This window comes from Sphingomonas sp. SP6 (assembly GCF_058313435.1).
Genome location: NZ_JBZFLG010000001.1, coordinates 528,779 through 543,653, shown reverse-complemented (window position 1 = coordinate 543,653; position 14,875 = coordinate 528,779). Strand labels below are relative to the sequence as shown.

At 69.3% G+C, this 14,875-nt stretch carries 15 protein-coding genes; 6 read left to right on the top strand and 9 right to left on the bottom strand.

Going from position 1 to position 14,875, the window contains the following annotated elements:
- Window positions 1–59 precede the first annotated feature (59 nt).
- Window positions 60–1,373, top strand: coding sequence for an alginate export family protein (locus AC4GYY_RS02615; protein ID WP_491118545.1), 1,314 nt, complete (start codon window positions 60–62; stop codon window positions 1,371–1,373).
- Here AC4GYY_RS02615 and zapE read toward each other — a convergent pair.
- The 6 genes from zapE to AC4GYY_RS02585 form a co-directional block, all read right to left on the bottom strand.
- Window positions 1,370–2,461, bottom strand: a complete 1,092-nt coding sequence (gene zapE / locus AC4GYY_RS02610; protein WP_491119278.1) for a cell division protein ZapE — start codon at window positions 2,459–2,461, stop codon at window positions 1,370–1,372. The genes AC4GYY_RS02615 and zapE overlap by 4 nt on opposite strands.
- Window positions 2,462–2,466: 5 nt before the next feature.
- Complete coding sequence (locus AC4GYY_RS02605; protein WP_491118543.1) at window positions 2,467–2,925, bottom strand: PaaI family thioesterase; 459 nt, start codon at window positions 2,923–2,925, stop codon at window positions 2,467–2,469.
- A 1-nt stretch (window position 2,926) separates the two neighbouring features.
- Window positions 2,927–3,709, bottom strand: coding sequence for a succinate dehydrogenase iron-sulfur subunit (locus AC4GYY_RS02600; RefSeq protein ID WP_491118541.1), 783 nt, complete (start codon window positions 3,707–3,709; stop codon window positions 2,927–2,929).
- Window positions 3,710–3,777: 68 nt separating this feature from the next.
- The gene (locus tag AC4GYY_RS02595) at window positions 3,778–4,989 is read right to left on the bottom strand and encodes a class I SAM-dependent methyltransferase (RefSeq protein WP_491118539.1); all 1,212 of its coding nucleotides are present in this window, start codon (window positions 4,987–4,989) and stop codon (window positions 3,778–3,780) included.
- A gap of 40 nt (window positions 4,990–5,029) precedes the next feature.
- Window positions 5,030–6,382, bottom strand: coding sequence for a cryptochrome/photolyase family protein (locus AC4GYY_RS02590; RefSeq protein ID WP_491118537.1), 1,353 nt, complete (start codon window positions 6,380–6,382; stop codon window positions 5,030–5,032).
- A gap of 40 nt (window positions 6,383–6,422) precedes the next feature.
- Window positions 6,423–6,812, bottom strand: a complete 390-nt coding sequence (locus AC4GYY_RS02585; RefSeq protein WP_491118535.1) for a dihydroneopterin aldolase — start codon at window positions 6,810–6,812, stop codon at window positions 6,423–6,425.
- 55 nt (window positions 6,813–6,867) lie between these two features.
- Here AC4GYY_RS02585 and AC4GYY_RS02580 point away from each other — a divergent pair, with 55 nt between their 5' ends.
- Genes AC4GYY_RS02580 through AC4GYY_RS02565 form a run of 4 tightly spaced genes read left to right on the top strand, consistent with a single transcriptional unit; the run spans window position 6,868 to window position 9,749 of the window.
- Entirely contained in the window at window positions 6,868–7,386 is a 519-nt protein-coding gene (locus tag AC4GYY_RS02580; RefSeq protein ID WP_491118533.1) for a GNAT family N-acetyltransferase, read from the top strand.
- A 37-nt stretch (window positions 7,387–7,423) separates the two neighbouring features.
- Entirely contained in the window at window positions 7,424–7,984 is a 561-nt protein-coding gene (locus tag AC4GYY_RS02575) for a DUF1285 domain-containing protein (protein WP_491118532.1), read from the top strand.
- Window positions 7,981–8,577, top strand: coding sequence for a CoA pyrophosphatase (locus tag AC4GYY_RS02570; RefSeq protein ID WP_491118530.1), 597 nt, complete (start codon window positions 7,981–7,983; stop codon window positions 8,575–8,577). Before AC4GYY_RS02575 ends, AC4GYY_RS02570 begins: the two co-directional genes overlap by 4 nt.
- Window positions 8,565–9,749, top strand: a complete 1,185-nt coding sequence (locus tag AC4GYY_RS02565) for a CCA tRNA nucleotidyltransferase (RefSeq protein WP_491118528.1) — start codon at window positions 8,565–8,567, stop codon at window positions 9,747–9,749. The genes AC4GYY_RS02570 and AC4GYY_RS02565 overlap by 13 nt, the downstream gene beginning before the upstream one ends.
- Here AC4GYY_RS02565 and AC4GYY_RS02560 read toward each other — a convergent pair.
- Genes AC4GYY_RS02560 through AC4GYY_RS02550 form a run of 3 tightly spaced genes read right to left on the bottom strand, consistent with a single transcriptional unit; the run spans window position 9,719 to window position 14,610 of the window.
- Window positions 9,719–11,377, bottom strand: a complete 1,659-nt coding sequence (locus AC4GYY_RS02560) for a putative bifunctional diguanylate cyclase/phosphodiesterase (protein WP_491118526.1) — start codon at window positions 11,375–11,377, stop codon at window positions 9,719–9,721. The genes AC4GYY_RS02565 and AC4GYY_RS02560 overlap by 31 nt on opposite strands.
- Before the next feature lie 54 nt (window positions 11,378–11,431).
- On the bottom strand, window positions 11,432–13,684 hold the full coding sequence (parC, locus tag AC4GYY_RS02555) for a DNA topoisomerase IV subunit A (RefSeq protein WP_491118524.1): 2,253 nt from the start codon (window positions 13,682–13,684) through the stop codon (window positions 11,432–11,434).
- A 26-nt stretch (window positions 13,685–13,710) separates the two neighbouring features.
- Complete coding sequence (locus AC4GYY_RS02550) at window positions 13,711–14,610, bottom strand: LysR substrate-binding domain-containing protein (protein WP_491118522.1); 900 nt, start codon at window positions 14,608–14,610, stop codon at window positions 13,711–13,713.
- Window positions 14,611–14,707: 97 nt separating this feature from the next.
- Here AC4GYY_RS02550 and AC4GYY_RS02545 point away from each other — a divergent pair, with 97 nt between their 5' ends.
- Entirely contained in the window at window positions 14,708–14,863 is a 156-nt protein-coding gene (locus tag AC4GYY_RS02545) for a hypothetical protein (protein WP_491118520.1), read from the top strand.
- The last annotated feature ends 12 nt before the right edge of the window (window positions 14,864–14,875 follow it).

Sequence of the window (14,875 nt, the reverse complement as noted above, 5' to 3'; positions counted from 1 at the left end):
GTGTCCCGTATAGAGGCGATGCGCGGGGCCTCAAACCCGCGTCTCTAGGGGTAGAGACATTGCGGACTACGACGCTGGCGCGGCTCGCCGTCGCCCTCCTTTGGCCGTGCGTCGCGCATGCCGAAGACGGGAAGCTCGACGCCTCGCTGGAGGTGCGCGCGCGGGTCGAGGCGATCGACGGGCAGTTTCGCCCAGGCGTTGCGTCGTCCGACGTGGCGCTGTTGACCCGCGTCCTCGCCTACGCCGAATATGATGCTGGCCCGATCCGGATGGGCGGCGAACTGGAGGATTCCCGCAGCGTCTTCGAGCGCAGGCATTCCTCGGTTTCGACCAGCGAAGTCGACACGCTGGAACCGATTCAGGCCTATGTCACAACCGATGTGTCGGACGCGGCGAAGCTGACCGCGGGACGCTTCACCCTCAATCTAGGCTCGCGCCGGCTGGTCGCGCGCAACGCCTTCCGCAACACGATCAACGGCTTCACCGGCGCGAACCTGGTGCTGGGCGACAAGACGCTCGGGTTCACGGCTTTCTGGATGGTTCCGCAGGCGCGCCTCCCCGACGCGACCGAGCGCATTCACGACAATGCCGAAGAGCTCGACCGCGAGCGGGGCGGCCCCCGCTTCTTCGGCGTGTGGCAACACGCCGCGCTCTTCGGCGGGGCGGCGGAGGTCTATCTCTATCGGCTCGCCGAGAACGACTCGCCGGATATCCTGACCCGCAACCGTCACCTGTGGACGGCGGGGGCGCGACTGACCCGCCCGGCCAAGGCGGGCGTTGCCGATTACGACGTCGAGGGGGCGTACCAATGGGGCCGCGCGCGACAGTCGACGGCGGTCACCGACCTGGTCGACCGCGACGTCGCCGCGGGCTTCATCCACGCCGAAGGCGGCTACACGGTCGCGGGCGGCTGGCAGCCGCGTGCGTCGCTCGGGTTCGACTATGGCAGCGGCGAGGGATCGAGCAGCCGCTACACTCGCTTCGATCCGCTCTTTTCCGCCCGCGGCTTCGACTTCGGGCCGACCAGCTATTACGGTGCGCTCACCCGCGCCAACATCGTCAGCCCATTCGTGCGCCTCGATGCAAAGCCAAGCAAGCGCGCCGATGCGCAGGCGACGCTGCGACCGCTGTGGATCGCCTCCGCTACCGATCAGTTCGCGGTGACGGGCGTGCGCGACCCCAGCGGGTCAGTCGGCAAATGGGCGGGCGTCCAGTTCGACGCGCGGCTGCGCCGTTCGCTGATCCCCGACCATCTGCGCGCATCGGCCGGCTTCGCCTTGCTGCTGAAGGGACGCTTCCTGCGCGACGCCGCCAACGCCCCCGACACCGGCGACACGCGCTACGGCTTCGTCGAACTGACCGCGACCTTCTAGGCCCCGTGCCCCTGCGCGAGATACGCCTCGCTTCGCATCTCCTCCAGCCGGCTGACCGTGCGCTGGAACTCGAAACGGCCATCTCCTGCGGGATAGAGGTCGTCCGGTTCCGCATCCGCCGCCGCCAGCAGCTTGACCTTGTGTTCGTAAAGCGCGTCGACCAGCGACACGAAGCGCGCCGCCTCGTTGCGGTTCTCCGGCCCGAGCACGGGAATGCCGACGAGGATCACCGTGTGATACCGCCGCGCGATCGCCAGATAGTCCGCCGCCCCGCGCGCCTCCCCGCACAGCCGCTTGAAACTGAACACCGCGACGCCCTTGAGCGCCTTGGGAACGTGAAGCGTCCGCCCCTGCACCGACAGTTCCTCCGAGGGCACATGCGCGCGGTCCTCGACCGGATAGTCGGTCAGCCGGAAAAAGGCGGCGGAGAGCTGAGCGGTCGGATCGGCACCGTTGGGAACGAGCCAGGTGGGCTGCCGGCCCAACCGGTCGCGCCGGTAATCGACCGGACCGTTCAGCGCCAAAACGTCGAGCCGCTCCTCGATGAGCGCGATGAAGGGCAGGAAGTGTTCACGATTGAGCCCGTCCCGATAGAGGTCGCGCGGCGGCCGGTTCGAGGTGGTGACCACGGTCACGCCGCTCGCGATCATGGCGGTGAACAGCCGCGACACGATCATTGCGTCGGGCGAGTTCGTCACCATCATCTCGTCGAACGCGAGGAGGCGGGTCTCCTGGGCCAGATCGCGCGCGACCGGGACGATCGGGTCGCCGCGTTCCTTGCGCCGCTCGATCGCAATGCGTCCGTGGACCTCCAGCATGAACTCGGCGAAATGGACCCGCCGCTTCCGCTCGATCGAGAGATGGGCGAAGAACAAGTCCATCAGCATCGACTTGCCGCGGCCGACGTCGCCCCACAGATAGGCGCCGCGCGCGGGAACGGTGCGGCGGTGGAGCAGGCCGACCGTCTTCGGATGCTCCAGTTCGGTTGCGAGCGCATCCAGCCGGCGGGCGGCTGCGGCCTGCTCCGGATCGGGCCGAAGCTCGCCGTCGGCGACGAGGCTGCGATAGGCCTGGAAAACGTCCGGCACCTCGGTCAGCGCGGCTCCGACGGTTTCCGGATCGTTCCCGAGAACTCGCACACCGTCCCGGCGTCCTGCACCAGCAGCCCGCGCATGAAAAGCAGCCGCTTGGTCTCGCGCAGCAGCTCGACCCGCGCTTCCAGCGGCTCGCCGACCTTGCCCGCGCCGATGAAGTGCGTGTTGAGGTCCAGCGTCACCGAAGGTCCGGCGCTCGCCAGTCCGAACGTCCGCATCGCCGCGAACAGCGCCACGTCGATGAAGCCGAGCAAGGTGCCGCCATGGACGTTGTCGCCGAAGTTCGAGTGCCGCCGCCCCGGCGTCATCCGCACCCGCGCGAGTCCATCGTCGAGCCGCACGATGATCTCGCCGAGGAACGCATTGTAGCGCTCGGGATCGCGGAACTCCCACAAGGTCCAGCCAGGGTGATCCGGATGCGCCTCGAACACGAAGGCGGGCGGAGTGGACTCCGTCACCTCAGAGGACCCGCTCGGCCTCCATCTTCTTGATCTCGGCGATCGCCTTCGCCGGCGACAGCCCCTTCGGGCAGACGTTGGCGCAGTTCATGATCGTGTGGCAACGATACAGGCGGAAGGGGTCCTCCAGCTCGTCGAGCCGCTCGCCCGTCATCTCGTCGCGGCTGTCGGCGAGGAAGCGATAGGCCTGAAGCAGGATCGCCGGGCCGAGGAACTTGTCGGAGTTCCACCAATAGCTCGGGCACGAGGTGGAGCAGCAGGCGCACAGGATGCACTCGTACAGGCCGTCGAGCTTGGCACGGTCATCCGGCGACTGGAGCCGCTCCTTGCCGGCTGGGGCGGGCGTCACGGTCTGGAGCCACGGCTTGATCGAGGCATATTGTGCGTAGAAGTTGGTGAAGTCGGGCACCAGATCCTTGATCACGTCCATTGCGGGCAGCGGGGTAATCTTCACCTCCCCCTTCACGTCCTCGATCGCGGTGGTGCAGGCGAGCGCGTTGCGGCCGTCGATGTTCATCGAACAAGACCCGCAGATGCCCTCCCGGCACGAGCGGCGGAAGGTCAGCGAACTGTCCTGCTCACCCTTGATCTTGATGAGCGCGTCGAGGACCATCGGCCCGCATTCGTCGGTGTTGACCTGGAACGTGTCGTAGCGCGGGTTCGCACCGCTGTCGGGATCGTAGCGATAGATCTTGAAGTTGCGCATCGTCCCGCCGGGTTGCGGCGACGGGTGAGCCTGCCCCTTCTTGATCGTGGAGTTCTTCGGCAGGGTGAACTGAGCCATGACGTTCCGACAGTCCTCACGGAATTGCTGCGCTGCGGCTATGCCTTTCGGAACAGCGGCGCAACCCTTCAGGGTTTGACGAGCGTGACCTGGAGGACGGTGATGCCACCGCCGCGAAAGCCGCCCTCGCAGTACATGAGATAGTAGCGCCACAGCCGAATGAAACGCCCGTCCAGCCGCGCCGGCAGCCGATTTTCCGCGACCGCGGCGTCGAACCGGACGCGCCAGCGCCGCAGCGTTTCGGCATAGTCCAGGCCGAAGTGGTGCGGGTCGCGCCACGCGAACCCGGCCGCCTCCGTCAACGCGCGGAACCGGCGCTCCGAGATCAGCATGCCGCCTGGGAAGACGTAGCGCTGGATGAAGTCGACGCTGGACGCATAAGCCTCGAACACGTCGTCCGCGATCGCGATGAGCTGGAGCGCGGCGCGTCCGCCCGGCTTCAACACCCGCGCGACGGTATCGAGGTACGCACTCCAATAGCGCTCCCCCACCGCTTCGACCATCTCGATGCTCGCGACCGCATCATAGGATCCCGCAACCGCGCGGTAATCGGTGAGCGAGACGCTGACGCCGGGGAGCGCGAGCGCGTCGACGTGCGCCTTCTGCTCGCGCGACAGGGTGACGCCGTGAACCTGGACGCCCGCTTCGGCGGCGGCCGCGGCGAACGAGCCCCAGCCGCAGCCGATCTCCAGCACCCGCTCGCCCGCGCGCGCGCCGGTCCGCGCCAGGATCGACGCCAGCTTGCGTCGCTGCGCCGGCTCCAGCGGCTCGTCCGGTCCTTCGAACAAGGCGCTCGAATAGGTCATCGTCGCGTCGAGCCACTCGGCGTAAAAGTCGTTGCCGAGGTCGTAATGCGCCTCGATGTTCCGGCGGGCGCGGTGGGGCGTGTTGTCGCGGAGCAGGTGCCAGGCGCGGATCGCGAGCCGCGACGCCCCGCCGGCGCGCGCGACCTGCCCGAGCGGCAGGCGGTTGCGCATGAACAGGTCGAAAAGCGGAACCGGATCGTCGCACGTCCAGTCGCCCTTCGCCCAGGCATCGTACCAGCCGACCGAACCGGCGGTAACCAGCCGCAGCAGCGCCCGCCAGCGAACGACCCGGACGACCGCGAGGGGTCCGTCGCGACGGCCGCCGAGCAGCCGGTGCGTTCCGTCGGGAAGCGTCGCCTCGATCGCGCCTTCCTCCAGCCCCGCGTCGACGCGGTCGAGGATGCGATGGAATGGCCGCGCGATCGTACGCGCGCGCCACGGCACCGTGTGCCCGATCCTCCCGGCCCGGTTCATGCTACGCGCCATGCCGCCAAGCGCGCCGCGACGAAAGGGGTCAGCGCAGCGCCTTCGCCGCCGCCAGCGCGCGCTCGCGCGCCTCGCGGTGGCCGATGATCTTGGCCGGATAGGTCGCCGGGCGGCATCCCGCCTCGTCCGGATCGTGGATCGCGGTGTCCGGCACGTCGCGCAGTTCAGGCACCCAGCGCCGGATATACGCGCCGGCATCGAACTTTTCGGACTGGGTCAGCGGCGCCATGATCCGCGTGAAGATGCTCGCGTCCACGCCGGAGCCGGCGACCCACTGCCAATTCACGCTGTTGTTGCCGTAGTCGGCGTCGACCAGGCAGTCCCAGAACCAGCGCTCGCCCTCGCGCCAGTCGATCAGCAGGTGCTTGATCAGGAACGAAGCGGTGATCATCCGCACGCGGTTGTGCATCCATCCGAGCGTCCACAGCTGGCGCATCCCCGCATCGACGATCGGATAGCCGGTCCGCCCCTGCTGCCAAGCCTCGAGATCGCCGGGAGCATGACGCCACTTGAGCTTGTCGAACCGCTCGCGGCCGTTCCGGTCGGCATAATCGGGCATCGTCAGGATGAGCGTCGAGGTGAAGTCCCGCCAGGCCAGTTCGCGCCGATAACTCTCGATCCCCTCGCCCTTGCCACCGATCGCATGCCAGACCTGACGCGGGCTGATCTCGCCGTGGTGGAGGTGCGGCGAAAGCGTCGAGGTGCCCTCGACCGACGGGAGGTTGCGATCGGTGTCGTAGCCGTCGACCATCTTGGCGAAGCGATCGAGCGCACCCCGCGCCCCGGCTTCGCCCGGCGTCCAGTCGAATCCAATCGACCAATCGGGCTTGGTCGGCAGCAGGTCCCAGTCCACGAGGCGGTCGCTCTTCGGCCAGGCGCGCGGCGCATCGATCGCCCTCGGCGCGGAAAGCGGCTCATCGGGCGGCATGTGCTGCTGGAGCGCGCGCCAGAACGGCGTGAAGATCTTGAACGCACCGCCCGAGCCGGTCCGCAGCTCCTCGATCCGGACGAGCTGGTTTCCGTCGTGCAGCACGAGGGCGTCGCCCAGCGCCGCCTCTGCCGCGCGCCACCAGGGCTCATAGTGCCGGATCGCATGGATGCGCGTCGCCCCCGTCTCCTCCATCAGCGCCTGCAGCGTCTCGGCCGCCCGGCCGCGCCGCAGGATCAGCCGGCTGCCCGTCTGCTTCAGCGAAGCGTCGATGGCGGCGAGGCTATGGTGCAACCACCAGCGCTGCGCCCCGCCGATCCGCCACGCGCCCGGCGTCTCGTCATCGAGGATATAGACGGGGATCACCGCGCCGTTGGCGACCGCGGCGACGAGCGCGGGCTGGTCGCCGAGGCGAAGGTCCTGGCGGAGCCAGAGGAGAACGGGCTGGGTCATCCGGCAAAGACGCGGCGGTCCGAAGTTCGCTCCAGAACCGCTATCGCCGCCACCGTACCAACGTCATCCCGATCGATTCGCCGGCCTCCGCGATCGCGAGCTTGACGATCCGGACCTCCACGCGACGGACACGTGCGTCGCCCAGGAACAGCGTCTCGCAGATATGGTCGGCGACCGCCTCGATCAGCTTGAAATGCCGGCCCGGCGGCAGCGAGGCGGTCGCCGCCGACTTCAGGTCCAGATAGTTCTTCGAGGCAGACAGAGGCGTGTCGGGAGCGAAGTGATCGGGGCAATCCAGGTCGGCCGCGATCGAGATGCGGAGCGGCTGCGGAAGGTGCGTCTCCTCCGAATAGATGCCCGTCAGCACCTGCACTTCGAGATCGCTGACCTCGAGCCGCAGGCTGTCCTCGTTCATTCCCATTGCGTTCATGCAGCCGCCCGCTAAACGCCGCCGCCCCCGGCGTCCATGCCGGGCGAACGGAGGCATGGCGTTGGTCGAGCTGGTGGGGTTGGATGCGGTGGACCCGGCGGCGGTCGAGGCCTTGCTCGACCGCGCGTTTGGCGCCGATCGCCGCCTCCGCACCGCCTACCGCATCCGCGAAGGCGCGAGCGCCACGCCCGAGCTGAGCTTCGCCGCCCTCGACGGCGGCATGTTGATCGGCACGATCCAGTGCTGGCCGATCGCGCTCGCACGGGACGATGGGGTGACGATCCCGCTGACGATGGTCGGTCCGGTCGCGGTCGAGCCCCTGCGCCAGCAGCACGGCGTCGGCCGCAGGCTGATGCGCGCCAGTCTCGACGCCGCAGACCGCACCGGCGCGGCGCGCGCGCTGATGCTGATCGGCGACCCGGACTATTACGGTCGCTTCTTCGGTTTCTCGGCCGAGCGGACCACGCGCTGGCGGACTCCCGGACCGGTCGAGCGGCACCGCCTGCTCGCGCGCGGCGTGGACACGCCCGACGGCGCGGGGATGATCGGGCCGCGGGTTCGGGTCCCAGCCTGACTTTACCCGCCGCCTGGCCGCGCCTACCTGAGACACCATGCCGATGGCGCCGCTTCCCGAGCTCGACGCACTGACCTTCGCCGACATCGCCCGGCTGGAGGGCGACGACAGGCTGCCCCCGGTCGAGCGCTGGCATCCTGATCACTGCGGCGACAGCGAGATGCGGATCGCGCGCGACGGCACCTGGTACCACCAGGGCACACCCATCGGCCGACCACAGATGGTCCGCGCGTTCAGCCGCATCCTCCGTCGCGAGCCCGGCGGCGGCTATGTCCTCGTCACGCCGGTCGAGAAGCTCGACATCGCGGTCGAGGACGCGCCTTTTGTCGCGGTCGAGATGAAGGTCGAAGGCGAAGGACGCGATGCCTCGCTGGCCTTCCGGCTCAACACCGGCGAGCTCATCGCCGCAGGACCCGAGCACCCGATCCGCTTCGCCGAGCGCGACGATGGCCCCCACCCCTATCTCCACGTCCGCGGCGGGCTCGAGGCGCTGATCGTCCGCGCGCTGTATTACGAACTTGCCGAGCGTGCACTGTCGGGGGACGACGATCCGCCCGGCGTGTGGAGCGGCGGCGCGTTCTTCGCGATCCAGCCGTGACGCTGGCCGAACGGCTCGCCGTCGCGCTCGTCGCCGAGCGCCCCGACACGATCTACCTGACCGGCGACCGCGACGATCTCGATCTCGCTCCCGTCGAAACGCTGACCGCCGCCGCGGTGCTCGTACCGATCACCGACCGCGAACGGCCCGGCGTGATCCTGACCCAGCGTACCGAGACGCTGCGGAAGCACGCCGGGCAGGTCGCGTTCCCGGGCGGCCGCGTCGACCCGGGAGAGACCGTCACCCAGGCGGCGCTGCGCGAGGCGGACGAGGAGATCGGGCTGCCGCCATCCGCGGTCACCGTGATCGGCGAGGCCGATCGCTATCGCACCGTGACCAACTACGTCGTCACTCCGGTCCTCGCGGTGGTCCCGCCCGATCTGCCCCTGCGACCCAGCGAGGCCGAAGTGGCGAGCGTCTTCGAGGTTCCGCTCGATTTCGTCCTCGACATCGCCAATCACGTCCAGGCGAGCGCGACGTGGCAGGGCCAGATCCGCCATTATTACGAGATCCCGTGGGAGGGCCGCCGTATCTGGGGCGCCACCGCGGCGATGATCGTCAATCTCTCGCGGCGACTCCAGTGGACCGAGTGATCCCGCCGGAACGCTGGGCGGAGTTCGAAGGCCTGGCCGGGCTGGTCGAGGCCCTCGGCCAAGGCACGAGCCGCGTCGTCGGCGGGGCTGTGCGCGACACCTTGCTTGGCGGCGCGGTGACCGACGTCGATCTGGCAACCACGCTTGCGCCCGAGGAGACGATGGCGCGGGTGCGCGCCGCCGGGCTGAAGGCGGTGCCGACCGGCATCAAGCACGGCACGGTCACCGCGGTCCTCGCCTCGGGTCGCCCGATCGAGGTGACGACGCTGCGACGCGACGTCGAGACCGACGGCCGCCATGCGGTCGTCGCGTTCACCGACGACTGGCGCGAGGATGCGGCGCGGCGCGACTTCACGATCAACGCGCTCTACGCCGACGTGACGACCGGCGTGCTGTTCGATTATTTCGGCGGATTGGGCGACCTCGCGGCACGTCGCGTCCGGTTTATCGGCGATCCGTATCAACGGATCGCCGAGGACCACCTTCGGATCCTGCGCTACTTCCGCTTCCATGCCCGGTTCGGGGACGCGCTCGACGATGCGGGGCTTGCCGCCTGCACCGCGCGCGCCAACGACCTGATGGCGCTCAGCCGCGAGCGGATCGCGAGCGAGTTGCTCCGTCTGCTGGTCGCCCCCGCCGCCGTGACCGTCGTCGCGATTATGGTCGACCGGGGCATCCTCAAGCCCGTCCTGCCGGAGATCGATCAAGCGGGCGTGGCGCGCCTGGCGGCACTGGCCGAGCGCGAAGTGGCGAGCGGGGTCGTCCCCGACCCGGTCCGGCGGCTCGCCGCGCTCGTCCCGGCCGATGTCGCCGAGGTGATCGGCGCGCGGCTCAAGCTGTCGAACCTCGACCGGCGACGCCTCATGCTCGCCCGCGGCGCGCTCGAAGCCCCGCGGGTCCTCGGCTTCCGGATCGGAGTCGAGAGCGCGATCGACCGGCTGCTGCTCGCCGGCGAGGACACCGCCGATCTTGTCGGCTGGACACCGCCGCGGCTCCCGATCACCGGCGGCGCGCTGGTCGCGCGCGGGCTCGACAAGGGCCCGCAAGTCGCCGCAGCGCTGAAGGCGGTGGAGGATCGTTGGCTTGCCGAAGGGTTCCCCAACGAGAGGCGCGTGTGCGAACTCGCCGACGAAGCGGTCGCTCAGGCGTTGCGCTCGCACAGCAGCGCATAAGCGGAGTCGGCGTCCAGGGGGCGCGAGAAGGCGTAGCCTTGACCATAAGCGCAGCCGAGCGCGGCCAGCGTCTGCGCCAGCTGTTGCGTTTCGATCCCTTCGGCGACCGTCGCCATGCCCAGCGCCTGCGCGAGGCTCAGGATCGCACGAACGATCGCGACCTTGTCGCAATCCGCGAGCATCCCGGTCACGAAGCTGCGGTCGATCTTGAGCAGATCGATCGGCAGCTTCTGCAAATAGGCGAGGTTGGAATAGCCCGTTCCGAAATCGTCCATCGCGATCGTCACGCCCAGTCCCTTGAGGGCGCGGAGCGCGGAGGCGATCCGGTCCGGGTCGGCGATCAGCGCGCTTTCGGTGATCTCCAGCTTCAGCCGGTGCCCGTCGAGCCCGTTCGCCTGCAGTGCGGCGCGGACGATCGGCGGCATCCGGTCCCGCTGAAGCTGGATCGCCGAGACGTTGACGGCCATTCCGACGCCGCAATGGCCGCCGTGCCTGCGGTCCCACTCCGCCAAGGTTCGCAGCGACTCCTCGATGGCCCAGCGCCCGAGCGGCAGGATGAGCCCGGTCTCCTCGGCGACCGGAATGAACTGATCGGGAGGGAGGACTCCGCCCCTCAGATCGTGCCAGCGGGCCAGCGTTTCGAACGCGACTATCCGCCCGGTCGTGAGATCGCAGATCGGCTGATAGGACAGATGCAGTTCGCGCCGCTCGATGGCGCGGCGGAGGCGCGTCTCCATCGCGAACGTCTCGCGCGCCTGGTCGAGCGCGAGCGTCTGATACGCTTCGGCGCGGCCCGTCTCCTTGGCGCGCTTCATCGCGAACTGGGCGTGCCGGATCACGTTCTCCACGTCCTGGATCCGGTCGCCGCCGAACGCGATCCCGACGGCGCACGAGACGCGGAACTCATATTCGCTGAGTCGCACCGGCTCCGCGAGCGCCCGCTTGATCCGCCGCGCGGCGTGTTCCGCCTCGCCCTGCGCCTCGGTGATGGCGAGCAGGATCCCGAACTCGTCCCCGCCGGTCCGCGCCAGCACGTCGCGCGCGCGCAGCGCGCCGCGGATTCGCCGGGCCACAGTGATCAGCAGTTCGTCCCCCGCCATCGATCCCAGGCAGGCGTTGACGCGGCTGAACCGATCGAGGTCGAGCGTCAGGACGGCATAGCGACCGCCGGACTCGGAGATCTGCGCCTCGATGGCATCGCTGAAGCCGGCGCGGTTGGGCAAGCCGGTCAGGCTGTCCGTCGTCATCTCTCGGTGCAGGCTCTCGCGTCCGCGGACCTCGGCGGTCACCTCGACCAGGCTCAGCAGGCATCGCTCGGCGCAGACCGACGAACGCGCCAGCGTCACGCTGTGATGGCGCGCGTCGACCGGATCGCCATGTCGCCAGCGGAAGGTCTCGCGGCGGCCGTCGCCGGCGATGAAGCGTTGCGCCCGTTCGTACAAGTCTGGATGCAGCCCGCGCCACGGATCCGCGAGCGCGCGATAATCCGCGTTCGTCGCGCCGATCTGAAGGTCGCCGTCGACATTGATCAGTAGCGCGGCGGGAACGTCGATCAGCTCCAAGGGGCCGTCGGGGGGATCCGCGGCCGCAGGCGGCACGGGGAGTGTGGACGGAGTCCTGCTGGCCATCGACGCCGGGCCTAAGCACGACTGGTTAAATCGGCCTGAACCGATCGGTGGGCGTCAGAAGCGATTGTCGCGAGGAAAGCCGACGGGCGGCATCCGCCCGGCCGCGCCGCGGGCGGCGCGCCATGGGTTCATGTCGGCCTCGGTCCGGGTCCGCCCGCTCTCGCCGCCCATGCGCCACGACAGCCCGTCCGCATATCGGAACGCGATCGCGTCCGATAGCCCGCCCTCGCGGTACCGCTGAAGCTGCACCCCCTGTCCGCGCGAGAGTTCGGGCGCTTCGGTGAGCGGGAACACGAGCAGTTTCCGGTTGTCTCCGATCACCGCCAGATAGTCCGCATCCGGCGAAACGGGGCGGACCAGCGCCAGCCTCGCCCCGGAGCGAAGGGTCATGACGGTCTTGCCCTTGCGGGTCTCGGCGATGACCTCCGCCACCGGCGCGATGAAGCCGCGTCCGTCGCTCGCCGCGATCAGCAGTTTTTCGGTCTTCGCGGCGCGCAGGAGCGCGACGATCCCGACGCCGCCGTCGAGTTCGATCGACGCACGCACCGGCTCGCCGAAACCGCGGCCGCCCGGCAACTTGTCGGCGGCGAGCGTAAAGAAGCGTCCGTTCTCCGCCGCGAGCAGCAATTTGTCCGTGGTCTGCGCGTGGAAGGCGAAGGCGGGTCCGTCGCCCTCCTTGAACTTGAGCGTCTCCGCCGACGACAGCTCGACGTGCCCGCGCATCGCCCGGATCCAGCCGCGTTGCGAGAGGATGACGGTGATCGGCTCGCGCTCGATCATCGCCTCCAGCGGGATGTCGCGGGTCGGGGCGGCCTCCTCGATCGTCGTCCGCCGCTTGCCCAGCGGAGTCTCCGGGCCGTAGCGCGCGCGCACCTTGGCGAAATCCTTCTTCAGCCGGGTCCGCTGCCGCTGCTCCGAGCCGAGCAGCTGAGTGAGATCGACCTGCTCCTTCTCCAGCCCCGCCTGCTCCTTCCGAAGCTCCATTTCCTCGAGTTTGCGCAAGGAGCGCAGCCGCATGTTGAGGATCGCCTCCGCCTGGCGATCGGTCAGGCCGAACTCGGCCATCATCACCGCCTTGGGCTCGTCCTCGGTGCGGATGATCTCGATCACCCTGTCGAGATTGAGGAACGCGACAAGATAGCCGCCGACCAGCTCCAGCCGGTCGGCGATCTTGCCCAGCCGGTGCTCGGTCCGCCGGCGGAGCACCACGAACTGGTGGTCGACCCAGGCGACCAGCGCCTCCTTGAGGCTCATCACCCGAGGCGTGCGCTGGTGGTCGAGCACGTTGAGGTTGAGCGGGACCCGCACCTCCAGGTCTGACAGCCGGAACAACCCGTCCATCAGCACGGCCACGTCGACCGTGCGGCTGCGCGGCTCCAGGATCAGCCGGATCTCGGCGTCGCTCTCGTCGCGGACGTCGGCGAGGATCGGCAGCTTGCGGTCGTTCACTAAGGCGGCGATCTGCTCGATCAATTTGCCCTTCTGGACGCCGTAGGGGATTTCGGAGACGACCACCTGCCACCCCCCGCCCTTCTCGCGCTCGACCGACCAGCGCGCGCGGACCCGGAACGAGCCGCGCCCGGTCGCATAGGACTCGCGGATGACGGCGGCGGGGTCAACCACCAGCCCGCCGGTGGGGAAGTCCGGCCCTTGGACGAACGCCAGCGGATCGGCGTCGCGGTCGTCGACCAGCGCGATCGCGGCGTCGAGCAGCTCGGCGGCGTTGTGCGGCGGGATGCTCGTCGCCATCCCGACCGCAATTCCGCTGGCGCCGTTCGCCAGCAGATTGGGAAAGGCGCCCGGGAACAGCTCGGGCTCCTGCTCCTCGCCGTTGTAGGTCGCGCGGAACGCGACCGCGTCCTCGTCGAGCCCCTCCATCAGGTCGATCGCGACCTGGGTCAGCCGGGCCTCGGTGTAGCGGTAGGCGGCGGCGTTATCGCCGTCGATGTTGCCGAAGTTCCCCTGCCCGTCGACGAGCGGATAGCGCAGCGCGAAATCCTGCGCGAGCCGCACCATCGCGTCGTAGACCGATTGGTCGCCGTGCGGATGGTATTTGCCGATCACGTCGCCGACGACGCGCGCGCACTTCTTGTACCCCGACGCCGGATCGAGCCGCAGCAGCCGCATCGCCCACAGCAGCCGCCGGTGCACCGGCTTCAATCCGTCGCGCACGTCCGGCAGCGACCGCGCGGTGATCGTCGACAGCGCATAGACGAGATAGCGCTCGCTGAGCGCGCTGTCGAACGGCGCGTCGAGGATGCCGGCGGGGAGATCGTCGGGCGGCAGGTCGGTCGTGTCGGTGGCCATGGTCTGTTCTGCTAGCAGCCTCGTCGTTACGGGGCCAGCGAGCGGTCCGCGGCGATCTCCGCCAGCAGCCACTCCCGAAATCGCGCGATCTTCGGCACACGGCGGCGCGGCTCGGGGCAGACCAGCCAATAGCCGTAACCGCGGGTGGAGACCTGCTCCGACAGCCGCACCAGCTTCCCCTCGGCCAGATCGTTGCGCCAGAAGAAGGGGGTCAGCATCGCGACGCCCTGCCCCGCCATCGCCGCATGGCCCTCGTGCGCCTGCGAATCGAGGCGGACGCCCGCGAGCACCCTGTCGTCCGGCACGTCGACGCCCGCCTCGCGCAGCCAGTGCGGCCACCAGGGATCGTGCGGGCTGATCAACGGCAGGCGGAGCAGGTCGGTCGGCGCGATCCGTCCGCCGTGCGCGGCCAGAAAGTCCGGGCTCACCATCGGCGTGAAGTCGACCGCCATCAGCAGGTCCGCCGCCAACCCCGGCCACCCGCCCACCCCGGCGCGGATCGCCACGTCGACGTCGTCGGCGGCGAAATCCACCAAAGCGTCGCTGGTCAGCATCCGCACCGCCGCCTCGGGATGCGCCATCTGGAACCCGCCGATCCGCCAAGCGAGCCAGGTGTTGGCGAAGGTGTTGGTGCTGCTGATCGTCAGCAGTCGCTCGTCCTCGGCGCGCAGCCCCGCGAACGCCGCCTCGACCGCGTCGAAGGCGCGGGTCAGTTGCGCGGAGACGCGCGCGCCCGGCTCGGTCAGCACCACGCGCCGCCCGTCGCGCCGGAACAGCGGCACGCCCAAGCGCTCGGCGAGGACGCGCATCTGATAGCTGACCGCCGCCTGGGTCATCCCCAGTTCTTCGGCGGCGGCGGTGAAGGTCTGGTGCCGCGCTGCGGCCTCGAACACCCGGACGGCGGCGAGGGGCGGCAGCTTGCGCATTGCCGACCATAAGCACCGCTTATCGGTCGCGTCGACCGCTTTGTTGGCTTTGCTCCTGCGGCCGCGCCATCTCCGGCTCACCGAAAGGAGACATCCGATGCGTGACGATTATCTCTCCGCCGACTGGGCCAGGAGCCACCGCCAGGTGACCGACGCGCTGAACGCGCTGTTCAAGACGATCTCGATCGCCTTGGCCCGCCTCAACGCGATCCAGTATGACGCGCCTTGGAAGCACGAGCCGGCCGGGCGCTGACGACAGGGCGGC

What these genes read in the sequence shown, in the direction of transcription:
- AC4GYY_RS02600 (WP_491118541.1), bottom strand. Translation starts at nt 3,709, where the DNA reads ATGGCTCAGTTCACCCTGCCGAAGAACTCCACGATCAAGAAGGGGCAG.
- AC4GYY_RS02595 (WP_491118539.1), bottom strand. Translation starts at nt 4,989, where the DNA reads ATGAACCGGGCCGGGAGGATCGGGCACACGGTGCCGTGGCGCGCGCGT.
- AC4GYY_RS02590 (WP_491118537.1), bottom strand. Translation starts at nt 6,382, where the DNA reads ATGACCCAGCCCGTTCTCCTCTGGCTCCGCCAGGACCTTCGCCTCGGC.
- AC4GYY_RS02585 (WP_491118535.1), bottom strand. Translation starts at nt 6,812, where the DNA reads ATGAACGCAATGGGAATGAACGAGGACAGCCTGCGGCTCGAGGTCAGC.
- AC4GYY_RS02580 (WP_491118533.1), top strand. Translation starts at nt 6,868, where the DNA reads ATGGCGTTGGTCGAGCTGGTGGGGTTGGATGCGGTGGACCCGGCGGCG.
- AC4GYY_RS02575 (WP_491118532.1), top strand. Translation starts at nt 7,424, where the DNA reads ATGCCGATGGCGCCGCTTCCCGAGCTCGACGCACTGACCTTCGCCGAC.
- AC4GYY_RS02560 (WP_491118526.1), bottom strand. Translation starts at nt 11,377, where the DNA reads ATGGCCAGCAGGACTCCGTCCACACTCCCCGTGCCGCCTGCGGCCGCG.
- parC (WP_491118524.1), bottom strand. Translation starts at nt 13,684, where the DNA reads ATGGCCACCGACACGACCGACCTGCCGCCCGACGATCTCCCCGCCGGC.
- AC4GYY_RS02550 (WP_491118522.1), bottom strand. Translation starts at nt 14,610, where the DNA reads ATGCGCAAGCTGCCGCCCCTCGCCGCCGTCCGGGTGTTCGAGGCCGCA.
- AC4GYY_RS02545 (WP_491118520.1), top strand. Translation starts at nt 14,708, where the DNA reads ATGCGTGACGATTATCTCTCCGCCGACTGGGCCAGGAGCCACCGCCAG.